This is a genomic window from Limosilactobacillus portuensis (assembly GCF_014838735.1).
In the GTDB taxonomy this organism is placed as follows: Bacteria; Bacillota; Bacilli; order Lactobacillales; family Lactobacillaceae; genus Limosilactobacillus; species Limosilactobacillus portuensis.
The window spans coordinates 48,377-61,912 of the sequence record NZ_JABUXQ010000013.1 but is presented as its reverse complement, the minus strand read 5'-3'; the positions used below and the strand labels follow the sequence as shown (position 1 = coordinate 61,912).

Here is a 13,536-nt window from a genome sequence, read left to right as displayed (position 1 = left end):
AAAATAGTGGTGCCCATTAAGGTCCTTCTTTCTAATGGAATGTTGTGGTAACACCATTAAAGACCTTGATGGGTTTTTCTGTCTACTTAAATGTTCAACTTAAATTTTACAATCTGCCATAATAAAAAAAGTCAGGAACGTTTTTTCCTTCACCATTTTAAGAATACAGCTAGTCACGATTGGAATTATCAGGATATTGATTTTGAAATGTTAGGTGCTATTATTCGTCAGCGAACACATGATGACTACTATCACTTTATAAAAAAGACAGTTTTAAGGTCGCTGAATCATCAGCAGCTAAAAATGGTGTACCAGGTAAAACCACGTCAAGTATTGCAGACTATGCAACCGGGTGTGACTTGGCAGATACTATCACAAACTGCTTCGTCAGAAATTGGTGCCGGTGATCTACTGCTCTCACCATTAAATTATTGGAAATTTATTTGCCATGACGTAATCAGTAACCCAAAGCTTATTAAGAGCTTTGCTAACCAACCAAAGAGCCAGCGTGAAGCTTATTTTGGTGGTGTTTATTTTCAAGGAACGGTTATTCGGGCTAATGGTAGCGAGCCGGGGTATAATTGCTGTTTTTTTGCGGATTATAAAACTAAACGAACATTGATGCTGTTTACCAATAACATTGATTATCAAACCCTTCGCCAAACTGCTGAAGAACTTTATGAAATTTACAATGGTGAACAAATTCAACCATAGTGTACGAAATTTATTTGCTAAAATACTCACAATTGGCATTGATTAAGTGATGCTAGTTTCAGCATACTGATAGGAAACTAACAGAATATTGGTCTATTAGTTTCCTGTTTATTTATTCACAAAAGCGCTTTAAAAAGCGAATTGGATTTGTTATTATATTTTGTGTAAAAGATAACAAGTTCAAAGGAGATTTTAGATTATGAAAGCTGCTGTTATTAACGATCCAGTAGATGGTTACGTTACTGTTAAGGATGTTCAACTTCGGGATCTTAAACCAGGTGAAGCTCTAGTTGACATGGAATACTGTGGTCTTTGTCACACCGACTTGCACGTTGCTGCTGGTGATTTTGGTAAGAAGCCAGGACGGATTATTGGTCACGAAGGTGTTGGTCGTGTATCTAAAGTTGCTCCTGGTGTTACTTCCTTAAAGGTTGGGGATCGAGTATCAATTGCTTGGTTCTTCAAGGGTTGTGGACACTGTGAATACTGCCTTACTGGTCGTGAAACACTTTGCCGGAACGTTTTGAATGCTGGTTACACTGCTGATGGTGCAATGGCACAACAATGTATCGTTCCTGCTGATTATGCTGTTAAGGTTCCAGAAGGTCTTGATCCAGTTGAAGCTACTTCATTAACTTGTGCCGGTGTTACTATGTACAAGGCATTGAAGGTTGCTGACATCAAGCCAGGTCAATGGGTATCTATTGTTGGTGCTGGTGGTCTTGGTAACTTGGGTATTCAATTTGCTCATAATGTTTTCGGTGCTCACGTTATTGCCGTTGATGGTAACCCTGAAAAGCTTGAAGCTGCTAAGGAAAACGGTGCTGAAATTGTTATTAACCGTCACGATGGCGATGTTGATAAGCAAATCCAAGAAAAGGTTGGCGGTGTCCACGCTGCTGTTGTAACTGCTGTTTCAGCTTCAGCATTTGACCAAGCAGTTGACTCACTTCGTCCAGATGGTAAGTTAGTTGCCGTTGCTCTTCCACAAGGTGACATGAAGCTTAACATTGCTAAGACTGTTCTTGACGGAATTATCGTTGCTGGTTCATTAGTTGGTACTCGTCAAGATTTGGCTGAATGTTTCCAATTTGGTGCTGAAGGCAAGGTTCACCCAATTGTTAAGACTCGGAAGTTAAGTGAAATCAATGACATGATCCAAGAATTGAAGGATAACAAGGTTGTTGGTCGGAACGTTGTTGACTTCAGCTTAGAAGATTAATCTATAAAATATCCCCTTTTTGAAATTTAGCGAGAGCAAGATATTTAGGTCTTGCAAACGTAAATAAGCTCCTAGAGTAAGGTAAAACCAAACTCTAGGAGCTTTATTTATCTACCATGTGCTACTTGATTTTATCTCGGTAATGAAAAGCATGTCATAGTCTTTTCCTTAAATTATTTGCTAGTACTTACTCTTTATTGAGATAGTTTTCTGGTTCCTGATTTAATATTGTGGTAAAATTTGGTCAAAATTAGTCAGGAAATTTGGAGGTGATGGAATGGAAGAGAAAAGTATTTCTGACATTATTGAGGAGTATTTGAAACAAATCCTTGGTGAGTCATCTCAAATTGAAATTCGTCGTTCGGAAATTGCCAATCATTTTGATGTTGTTCCGTCACAAATTAATTATGTAATTAAAACCCGATTTACTATTCAGCATGGATACTTAGTGCAAAGTAAACGTGGTGGTGGCGGCTATATTCGAATTGAGCACGTTAATTTACTTGATAATGTTGATGTGTTAAACTCACTAATCCAAGCAATTGGGGATTCAATTAGTGAGCGTGATGCTTACGATATTGTTCGAACGCTTTATGATGAAAAAGTACTGACAAGGCGAGAGGGGGACTTAATGCTAGTTGCCTTGTCAAAGCAAACCCTAAATGTGAATGATTGTAATGTTGAAGCTCAGTTAAGAGCAAGAATTTTAATTTCAATGCTTAATCGTTTACGGTATGAGAGCTAGGAGGAAAGCAGTTAATGGATAATATGTTTACACCAAGTGCCAAACACGTCTTGGCACTCGCCCATGAACAAGCAAAGTACTTTAAGCACCAAGCCGTTGGTACTGAACACTTATTACTCGCGTTGGCAATTGAAAGGGAGGGGATTGCTAGCAAAATTTTTGAGCAATTCTCCATTACTAGTGATGATATTCAGGAAGAAATCGAGCGGATGATTGGCTATGGGACAATGGATGACATGGGGCCAGCCGATTACCTTCCATATTCTCCCAAGGCGCGTCAAGTATTAGCGCTAGCGGGACAAGAAGCGCAACAGTTAAACGCCTTAAAGATTGGTACTGAGCATTTACTGCTTGCGTTGATTTCAGATGAGGGAATCCTCTCTTCCAGGATTCTGCTGAGTTTAGATGTATTACCGCGACAAATTCGTAAAGTAACCTTACGTCGTCTTGGTGTATCAGACATTCAAGCACGGCAGCGGTTAGGAAGACAGCCGGGACAACGGGCACGAAGATCGGAGACGCCAACTCTTGATAAGCTTGCACGTGATATGACTCAAATGGCAAGGGATGGCAAACTTGATCCCGTAATTGGTCGCGACAATGAATTACGACGGGTTGAGCAGATCTTAAGTCGCCGAACAAAGAATAATCCAGTGTTAATTGGTGAACCTGGTGTCGGAAAGACGGCAATTGCTGAGGAACTGGCTCGCCGAATGGCTAGTAATGAGGTTCCTGAAGACTTAGCACAAAAACGACTGATGATGCTTGATATGGGATCGTTGGTCGCTGGAACTAAGTATCGTGGAGAGTTTGAGGACCGGTTGAAGAAGGTTATTGATGAGATTCAAAAAGATGGTCATGTGATCCTCTTCATTGATGAATTACATACCCTAATTGGTGCTGGTGGTGCTGAAGGGGCGATCGATGCTTCAAATATTTTAAAGCCTGCGCTTGCTCGCGGTGATTTGCAGACGATTGGGGCCACGACTCTTGATGAATACCAAAAGTATATTGAATCTGATGCTGCACTAGAACGGCGGTTCGCGACTGTTCAGGTTGAAGAACCGACTGAAAATGTTGCTTTGCAGATCCTGAATGGCTTGCGGCCAAAGTATGAGGAACACCACCATGTTAAAATTGATGATGATGCATTAAAACAGGCTGTTAAGTTATCAAGTCGGTATATCACGGACCGTTATTTGCCGGATAAGGCGATTGATTTAATTGATGAAGCCTCCTCAATGGTACGGATTGATGCCGAAGAAAAAGGAAATCATCAACCATCATTGACCACAAAGCTAGCACAACTCCGGCAACAAAAAGAAGCTGCAATTGAGAATCAGGATTTTGATCAAGCAGCTAATCTCCGACAAGAAGAGCTAACATTGAAGGCTAAAGTTGACGAGCAACAGAAAAAGGCTGAGCAACAATCTACACGACAAAGGCTCCACACAACAGGGGAAGATGTTGCAAAAATTGTTGCTGAATGGACCGGTGTTCCGTTGACCCAGCTTAAGAAGAGCGAGAGTGAACGATTGGTTAACCTCGAAAAGGTTCTTCATAATCGTGTTATTGGTCAAAATGAGGCTGTATCAGTTGTTGCAAAGGCAATTCGCCGAGCAAGAAGCGGGTTGAAAGATCCGCAACGGCCGATTGGTTCATTTATGTTCTTTGGACCAACAGGGGTAGGAAAAACGGAATTAGCTAAAGCGTTAGCGGCAGCAATGTTTGGTTCTGAAGACAACATGATTCGAATTGATATGTCTGAATACATGGAAAAGTACAGTACTAGTCGTTTAATTGGTGCTGCTCCGGGCTATGTTGGTTATGACGAAGGTGGTCAATTGACCGAAAAGGTTCGTCAACACCCATATTCGGTTGTTCTATTAGATGAAGCAGAAAAGGCGCATCCCGATGTTTTTAATTTACTTCTTCAGGTTCTTGACGATGGTTATTTGACTGATGCTAAGGGACGAAAAGTTGACTTTCGTAATACCATTATTATTATGACCTCTAATTTAGGTGCAACACAGCTTCAGGATGAGAAAGAGGTCGGATTTGGTGCACGTGATGTTAGTCAGGACTACCAGGCGATGGCATCTGCAATTCGCCAACAATTAAAATTGCATTTCCGCCCAGAATTTCTGAACCGGATTGATGAAACGGTAATTTTCCACTCCTTGCAAAAGGACGAACTTCACCAAATTGTTAAATTAATGGTTGCCCAATTAAGAGCACGAGTTGCTGAACAAGGGATTAATCTAAAAGTTACACCTGCAGCGATTGATGTTGTTGCAACTGAGGGTTACGATCCGGCATATGGTGCTCGGCCATTACGACGGGCACTGCAGGATTTGATTGAGGATCCGCTAAGTACTGCGTTATTAAGTGGCAATGTTAAAACTGGTGATAACGTTGTTGGTGGTGCGCACCAAGGTAAGATTACCTTGAAAGTAAAAAATGATCACCATGAGCGAATGGTGAAAAATTAAAACTAAAAATGTGCTTTAACGATTGGTTTTCCAAACGTTGAAGCCTTTTTGTTTACGGAAAATTATTAAACATTTCTGTTATCATCTGTTCAATTGAAATTAATAAGAATAAAAATATTATTTTATCTATATCTGATTGGAAAGGAGATAATTTTGCTTAAAAGCTTGTCAAATCAGAGTTTTGGTGGCATTATATATTTATAATATGATTAATATGTTAGGAGATAGTAAAGTATGAAGAGAGCTGAACAGCTTGAAAAAACACGACAGTCAATTATAAGAACAGCAACTAAGCTCTTCTTACAAAAAGGCTTCGGTGAAACTTCTACTCGTGATATCGCTAAGCAAGTTGGGATTACTCAACCGGCCCTTTACCATCACTTTAGCGATAAGGAAGTCCTCTATCTAGACGTGATGACTAATTTGAGTAGTAAGGTTCGTAAGGATATTAATAAGGTAATGCGAAAACATAAGCTAACACCTAACGAACAATTGTGGCAAATTGCGGTTGCACTGAAGAAACATCACCCAGTAAGTATCTACGATCAATACCACCAAGCAGTTAGTTTGCTTTCAAAGAGTTCCCAACAAAAATTGAACATGATTCTCGCAATGAATTATCTTCAACCGATTGCTGAGTACTTTAAGCAACCTGAAGTTGAATTGCGCCCTGATATTTTGCCACAAGAGGCTGCTGAATTATTCTTAGCAGGTATCTCGCCAATTTTTGGTACTTACCAACCAATTGGTGGGCATAACATTAGTGACGATCAGCGTGATCAATTAATTTTAGACTGCATTATTAGTGGACTTTCAAAAACAAAATAATTAGTTGAGTAACTCTATTGACATTTAATAAATTATCTTATATACTACAAAAGTATGTAATTGTGAGTTCTCATATGAGTCTGATGATCTATTGTCCATTAGGCTCAGTAAATAAAACCAAAGGCAGTTTTTAACTGTTTTTGGATTTTTTTTGCTCAAAATTATGATTTTAGTTAATTTGTAACCAAATTGTAATATTTGAACTCACTGAATAAATTAGAGAGGTGAACAGTTTGGCCGGACATTTAGTTAAATACGGTAAGCACCGTACCCGTCGTAGCTACTCCCGAATCAAAGAAGTTCTCGAGTTGCCAAACCTGATTGAAATCCAAACGGACTCATATAACTGGTTCATGGATAAAGGTTTACGGGAAATGTTTGATGATATTATGCCAATTGATGATTTCCAAGGGAAGTTATCATTGGAATTCGTTGACTATCAACTTTTGGAACCTAAGTATACTGTTGATGAAGCACGTGAACATGATGCAAATTACTCTGCACCGCTTCACGTTACTTTACGTCTTACTAACCATGAGACTGGGGAAATTAAGTCTCAAGATGTTTTCTTTGGTGAATTCCCATTAATGACAGATCAAGGGACCTTCATTATTAATGGTGCTGAACGGGTTATTGTTTCTCAATTGGTTCGGTCACCAGGTGTTTACTATAGTGAAGAAGCCGGCAAGAACGGCCGGCCAAGTTATGGTGCTACCTTTATTCCTAACCGTGGTGCCTGGCTTGAATACGAAACTGATGCTAAGAACATTTCTTACGTTCGGATTGACCGGACTCGTAAGTTGCCAATGACTGAATTAATCCGGGCACTTGGTTTTGGTTCGGATGATGAAATCATTGATATGTTTGGTGGCAACAGTGAGACTCTATCCTTGACTTTGGATAAGGATGTTCACAAGAATGCTGAAGACTCTCGGGTCGAAGAAGCACTCAAAGATATCTACGAACGCCTTCGTCCAGGTGAACCTAAGACTGCCGACTCAGCTCGGAACTTGTTAACTGCACGGTTCTTTGATCCTAAGCGTTATGACATGGCTCCAGTTGGTCGATACAAGACTAACAAGAAGCTGATGTTGAAGTACCGTCTTCTTGGTGAAACCTTAGCTGAAACCCTTGCTGATCCAGACACTGGTGAAGTTCTTGCTCAAAAAGGCGATAAGGTTACTAAAGAAGTATTGAAGAAGTTGGAACCATACTTAGATCGTGATGACTTTAAGATGATTACCTACACTCCTTCTGATGAAGCCGTGGTTACTGAACCAGTAAAGCTTCAAAAAGTTTTGGTTTACTCTCACGAAGATCCAGAACGAGTTGTTCCAATTATCGGTAATGGTCACATTCCATTGGAATACAAGCATATTGAACCAGCTGATATTCTTGCTTCATTGAACTACTTCTTTAACTTGCAAGAAGGTATCGGGACAACCGATGATATTGACCACTTAGGTAATCGGCGGATTCGTTCAGTTGGTGAATTATTACAAAACCAATTCCGAATTGGCTTAGCACGGATGGAACGGGTTGTTCGGGAACGGATGTCAATTCAGGATCCTGATACTGTTACTCCACAACAATTGATTAATATTCGACCAGTTGTTGCTTCAATTCGTGAATTCTTTGGTTCTTCACAATTGTCACAATTCATGGATCAGACCAACCCACTTGGCGAATTGACTCATAAACGGCGTCTTTCTGCCCTTGGTCCTGGTGGGTTGACTCGTGATCGGGCCGGATATGAAGTTCGTGATGTGCACTATACCCACTATGGTCGGATGTGCCCAATCGAAACTCCTGAAGGTCCTAACATTGGTTTGATTAACAGCCTTTCATCATATGCTCGTGTTAATAAGTATGGATTTATCGAAACTCCATACCGTCGTGTGTCATGGAAGACTCATAAAGTTACTGATAAGATCGACTACTTAACTGCCGACGAAGAAGATAACTACATCATTGCTCAGGCTAACACGCCTTTGAATGATGATGGTTCATTTGCTCAAGATCAAGTTATGTGTCGTGATAAGGATGATTACATTGAAACGAGCGTTGAGAACGTCGACTACATGGACGTTTCTCCAAAACAAGTTGTCTCCGTTGCTTCCGCATGTATTCCATTCCTTGAAAACGATGACTCTAACCGTGCCTTGATGGGGGCCAACATGCAACGGCAAGCTGTTCCGTTGCTAAACCCTCATGCACCATTAGTAAGTACTGGAATTGACTATAAAGCAGCCCATGACTCTGGGGTGGCCATGATTGCTAAGAAGTCAGGGACAGTTGAATATGTTGATGCTCGAGAAGTTCGTGTTCGTGAGGAAGATGGCACTCTTGATACTTACAAATTAATGAAGTTCCGTCGTTCTAACGGTGGTAAGAACTACAACCAACGACCAATTGTTAAAGTTGGCGAACATGTCGATGCCGATGATGTCCTTGCTGATGGACCATCAATGGAACAAGGTGAATTAGCCTTAGGTCAAAACCCATTGATTGCCTTCATGACTTGGCAAGGTTATAACTTCGAAGATGCCATCGCAATTAGCGAACGGTTAGTTAAGGATGACGTTTATACATCAATCCATATTGAGTCATACGAATCAGAAGCTCGGGAAACTAAGCTTGGACCTGAAGAAATGACCCGTGAAATTCCTAATGTTGGTGACGACGCACTTAAGGATCTGGACGAAAATGGGATTGTTCGGATTGGTGCTGAAGTGCACGACGGCGATATTTTAGTAGGTAAGGTTACTCCTAAGGGAATGACAGAATTATCTGCTGAAGAACGGCTGCTTCACGCTATCTTTGGTGAAAAATCACGTGAAGTTCGTGATACTTCTCTCCGTGTTCCTCACGGTGGTGGCGGTATTATTCAAGACGTTAAGGTCTTTACCCGTGAAAATGGGGATGAACTTTCACCAGGTGTTAATACCATGGTTCGGGTTTACATTGCCCAAAAGCGGAAGATTCAAGTCGGTGATAAGATGTCAGGTCGTCACGGTAACAAGGGTACTGTTTCTATTGTTGTACCTGAAGAAGATATGCCGTATATGCCAGACGGTACACCAATCGACATTATGTTGAGTCCAATGGGTGTGCCAAGTCGTATGAATATCGGACAGCTGCTTGAATTGCACTTAGGGATGGCTGCCAAGCGTCTTGGAATTCACATGGCAACACCAGTATTCGATGGTGCTACCGATAAGGATGTTTGGGATGCTGTTAAGGAATCCGGGTTCCCTGAAGACGGTAAGACAATTCTCTATGACGGTCGAACAGGTGAACCATTTGAAAACCGGATTGCTGTTGGTTCAATGCACTATCTTAAGTTAGCCCACATGGTTGACGATAAGATTCACGCTCGTTCTACCGGTCCATACTCACTTGTTACTCAACAGCCATTGGGTGGTAAAGCTCAGTTTGGTGGTCAGCGGTTTGGTGAAATGGAAGTTTGGGCTCTTGAAGCTTACGGTGCTGCATACACTCTTCAAGAAATCCTTACTTACAAGTCAGATGATACTGTTGGTCGTGTTCGGACTTACGATGCCATTATTAATGGTGAACCAATTCCAAAACCAGGTGTTCCTGAGTCATTCCGTGTTCTGGTTAAGGAATTACAAGCATTAGGCCTTGATATGAAGGTTCTTGATGGCAATCAGAATGAAGTTCAATTGAAGAACATGGATGAAGATGATGACGAAGTTGTTAATGTTGATGCTTTAGCTAAGTACGCTGCAAAGCATAACGCTGAAGAAAAGAAGGACGAAGCGTCTGCCGATAATAAATCAGCAGCAACAACTGATGAACAAGACAAGACTAAGCAAGACTAGTTTTACTTAGTGCTGAACGTAAACTACTAAAATAAGGAGGAAAAATCCTTTGATTGATGTCAATAAATTTGAAAGTATGCAGATCGGCCTGGCATCACCAGATAAGATCCGTAGTTGGTCTTACGGGGAAGTAAAGAAGCCCGAAACGATCAATTACCGGACTTTAAAGCCAGAAAAACAAGGTCTGTTTGACGAACGAATCTTTGGCCCAACTAAGGACTATGAATGTGCTTGTGGTAAGTACAAGCGGATTCGCTATAAGGGTCGTGTCTGTGACCGTTGTGGTGTTGAAGTTACTAGTTCAAAGGTTCGTCGTGAACGGATGGGGCACATTGAATTGGCTGCTCCGGTTTCCCATATTTGGTACTTCAAGGGGATTCCAAGTCGGATGGGTCTTGTCTTAGACATGAGTCCACGTTCACTTGAAGAAGTTATTTACTTTGCTTCATACGTTGTTTTGGATCCAGGTGATACCCCACTTGAAAAGAAGCAATTGCTATCTGAAGCAGAATACCGTGATAAGAAGGCTGAATTTGGCGACCGCTTTACTGCTGAAATGGGTGCCGCTGCTATTAAGAAGTTATTAGCAGATGTCGACCTTAATAAGGAAGCTGCCGAATTAAAGGAAGAACTAAAGGAAGCAACTGGTCAAAAGCGGACTCGTGCTATCCGTCGTTTGGATATTTTGGAAGCATTCATCAAGTCTGGCAATAAGCCAGAATGGATGGTTCTTGATGTTATTCCTGTTATGCCACCTGACTTACGACCAATGGTTCAACTTGAAGGTGGTCGGTTTGCTACTTCTGACTTAAACGATTTATACCGGCGGGTTATTAACCGGAATAACCGTTTGAAGCGTCTTTTGAAGTTGCAAGCACCAGGAATCATTGTTCAAAACGAAAAGCGGATGCTCCAAGAAGCTGTTGATGCTTTGATTGATAATGGTCGTCGGGGTCGTCCTGTTTCAGGTCCTGGTAACCGTCCATTGAAGTCTCTTTCTCACCTTCTGAAGGGTAAGCAAGGGCGTTTCCGTCAAAACTTGCTTGGTAAGCGGGTTGATTACTCTGGTCGTTCAGTTATTGATGTTGGTCCATCATTACGAATGAACCAAATGGGGCTTCCTGTTCCAATGGCTCTTGAATTATTCAAGCCATTTATCATGCACGAATTAGTTAAGCGTGGTTTATCTGCCAACGTTAAGGCGGCTAAGCGGAAGATTGATCGTCGTGATGATGATGTCTTTGATGTTCTTGAAGATGTGATCAAGGAACACCCAGTTCTTCTTAACCGGGCCCCTACTTTGCACCGGTTAGGTATTCAGGCTTTTGAACCAATCCTGGTTTCTGGGAAGTCGATGCGTCTTCACCCATTGGTATGTACAGCTTACAATGCCGATTTTGATGGGGACCAGATGGCGATCCACGTACCACTTTCAGACGAAGCACAAGCTGAAGCACGGTTGTTAATGCTTGCCGCTTCCCACATTTTGAGTCCTCGTGACGGTGAACCAATTGTTTCTCCATCTCAGGATATGGTTATCGGTAACTACTACATGACCACTGAAGATAAGGTTCGTGAAGGTGAAGGGATGATCTTCAAGGATACCGATGAAGCTGAAATGGCATACCGGAACAATTATGTTTCACTGCAAACTCGTGTTGGTGTACAAGTTTCAGCATTCCCTGATAAGCCATTTACTGATGAGCAACGTGGCAAGATCATGGTAACTAGTGTAGGTAAGTTATTGTTTAACCGGATTCTTCCTAAAGATTTCAATTACATTAACGAACCTACTGCTGATAACATTACTAAGGGTGTTGATGATCGCTTCTTCCTTGATCCAGGTGAAGATATCAATGAATACCTTGAAAATGCACCGCTAGTTCCACCATTCAAGAAGGGCTTCTTGTCTGACTTGATTGCTGAAGTTTACAAGCAATACAAGGTTACTAAGACTTCTCAATTCCTTGACCGAATTAAGGACCTTGGTTACTACGAATCAACAATTTCTGGTTTGACTACTGCAATGTCAGATATTCATGACTTGCCTGAAAAGCCAGAAATTATCAAGAAGGCTCGGAAGCAAGTTGCCTTAGTTACTAAGCAATTCCGTCGTGGTTTGATTACTGACGATGAACGGTATGATCGAGTTATCGGTATCTGGAATGATGCTAAGGATGAAGTTCAAAACAAGCTGATTGAACACATGGACATCCATAACCCAATCAACATGATGTCTGACTCGGGTGCTCGTGGTAACATTTCTAACTTTACTCAGCTTGCCGGAATGCGTGGATTAATGGCATCTCCAAACGGTAAGATTATGGAATTGCCAGTTCTTTCTAACTTCTATGAAGGTTTGTCAGTGTTGGAAATGTTCATTTCTTCTCACGGTGCTCGTAAGGGAATGACTGATACTGCCTTGAAGACTGCTAACTCAGGTTACTTAACTCGGCGGTTAGTTGATGTTTCTCAGGATGTTGTTGTTCGTGAAAAGGATTGTGGTACTGACCGTGGTCTTGAAGTTACTGCAATTACAAACGGTAACGAAATGATCGAACCGCTTTACGACCGGATCATGGGTCGTTACACTATGAAGTCTGTCTTCGATCCAAAGACTGGCGAAAAGATTGTTGGGAAGAACGTTCTCATCGACGAAGCAATGGCGCAAAAGATTGTTGATGCGGGCGTTAAGAAGGTTACTATTCGTTCTGCATTTACTTGTAACACTGAACACGGTGTTTGTGAACGATGCTATGGCCGAAACGCAGCTACTGGTGACCGGGTTGAAGCTGGTGAAGCAGTAGGTACTGTTGCCGCTCAATCAATCGGTGAACCGGGTACTCAATTGACCTTACGGAACTTCCACACTGGTGGTGTTGCCGGTAACGAAGATATCACTCAAGGTCTCCCTCGTGTTCAAGAAATTGTGGAAGCACGTAATCCTAAGGGTCGTGCAACCATTACTGAGGTTACTGGTGAAGTTGAATCAATCGAAGAAAATCCGGCAGAACGGACCAAGGATGTTACTGTTAAGGGTGAAACTGATACCCGGACATACACCTTGCCAATTACTGCACGGATGCGGGTTGCTGAAGGTGACTTTGTTCACCGTGGAACCGCCCTTAACGAAGGTTCAATTGATCCTAAGAAATTAATTCGTGTTCGTGACGTTCTTTCTACAGAAACTTATCTTCTTGCTGAAGTTCAAAAAGTTTACCGTATGCAGGGGATTGATCTGTTAGATAAGCACGTTGAAATCATGATTCGTCAAATGATGCGGAAGGTTCGTGTCATGGATCCAGGTGACACGGATATGTTGCCAGGACAATTGATGGACATTGGTCAATTCCGTGATGCTAACTACAAGACATTAGTAGCAGGTAATATCCCAGCTACTGCTCGTCCAGTTATCTTAGGAATTACTAAGGCTGCTCTTGAAACTAACAGCTTCTTATCAGCTGCTTCATTCCAGGAAACTACTCGTGTCCTGACAGATGCTGCTATTCGTGGTAAGAATGACCCATTAGTTGGTTTGAAGGAAAATGTTATTATCGGTAAGATTATTCCAGCCGGTACTGGTATGAGTACATACCGGAACATTAAGCCAAAGGAAGTTAATGTTGCTGCTTACTCCATCAAGGACTTAGAAGCTAAGATGAAGGAAGAAGACAAACAGAACTAATTTGC

General features: G+C 41.6%; 7 protein-coding genes. All 7 read left to right on the top strand.

Annotation, left to right across the window (positions count from 1 at the left end; genetic code table 11):
- The first annotated feature begins 90 nt into the window (after window positions 1–90).
- Window positions 91–714 carry a serine hydrolase domain-containing protein gene (locus HUK49_RS05805; RefSeq protein ID WP_191913004.1) on the top strand — a complete coding sequence of 208 codons (624 nt, stop codon included), beginning with the start codon at window positions 91–93 and terminating at the stop codon, window positions 712–714.
- 199 nt (window positions 715–913) lie between these two features.
- The gene (gene adhP / locus HUK49_RS05800; protein WP_003716637.1) at window positions 914–1,936 is read left to right on the top strand and encodes an alcohol dehydrogenase AdhP; all 1,023 of its coding nucleotides are present in this window, start codon (window positions 914–916) and stop codon (window positions 1,934–1,936) included.
- Between the two features lie 277 nt (window positions 1,937–2,213).
- Window positions 2,214–2,681, top strand: a complete 468-nt coding sequence (locus HUK49_RS05795) for a CtsR family transcriptional regulator (RefSeq protein ID WP_191913003.1) — start codon at window positions 2,214–2,216, stop codon at window positions 2,679–2,681.
- A 14-nt stretch (window positions 2,682–2,695) separates the two neighbouring features.
- Window positions 2,696–5,173, top strand: coding sequence for an ATP-dependent Clp protease ATP-binding subunit (locus tag HUK49_RS05790; RefSeq protein WP_191913002.1), 2,478 nt, complete (start codon window positions 2,696–2,698; stop codon window positions 5,171–5,173).
- Between the two features lie 234 nt (window positions 5,174–5,407).
- Window positions 5,408–6,001 (top strand): TetR/AcrR family transcriptional regulator, encoded by a 594-nt coding sequence (locus tag HUK49_RS05785; protein WP_191913001.1) that lies wholly within the window; start codon window positions 5,408–5,410, stop codon window positions 5,999–6,001.
- A 224-nt stretch (window positions 6,002–6,225) separates the two neighbouring features.
- A complete protein-coding gene (gene rpoB / locus HUK49_RS05780) occupies window positions 6,226–9,846 on the top strand; it encodes a DNA-directed RNA polymerase subunit beta (RefSeq protein ID WP_191913000.1) in 3,621 nt (1,206 codons plus the stop codon).
- A 49-nt stretch (window positions 9,847–9,895) separates the two neighbouring features.
- A complete protein-coding gene (gene rpoC / locus HUK49_RS05775; RefSeq protein WP_191912999.1) occupies window positions 9,896–13,531 on the top strand; it encodes a DNA-directed RNA polymerase subunit beta' in 3,636 nt (1,211 codons plus the stop codon).
- Window positions 13,532–13,536 lie beyond the last annotated feature (5 nt).

Bases quoted from the DNA above. Each gene is read 5' to 3' on its own strand.
- HUK49_RS05795 (WP_191913003.1), top strand. From the start codon at position 2,214: ATGGAAGAGAAAAGTATTTCTGACATTATTGAGGAGTATTTGAAACAA.
- adhP (WP_003716637.1), top strand. From the start codon at position 914: ATGAAAGCTGCTGTTATTAACGATCCAGTAGATGGTTACGTTACTGTT.
- HUK49_RS05785 (WP_191913001.1), top strand. From the start codon at position 5,408: ATGAAGAGAGCTGAACAGCTTGAAAAAACACGACAGTCAATTATAAGA.
- HUK49_RS05805 (WP_191913004.1), top strand. From the start codon at position 91: ATGTTCAACTTAAATTTTACAATCTGCCATAATAAAAAAAGTCAGGAA.
- HUK49_RS05790 (WP_191913002.1), top strand. From the start codon at position 2,696: ATGGATAATATGTTTACACCAAGTGCCAAACACGTCTTGGCACTCGCC.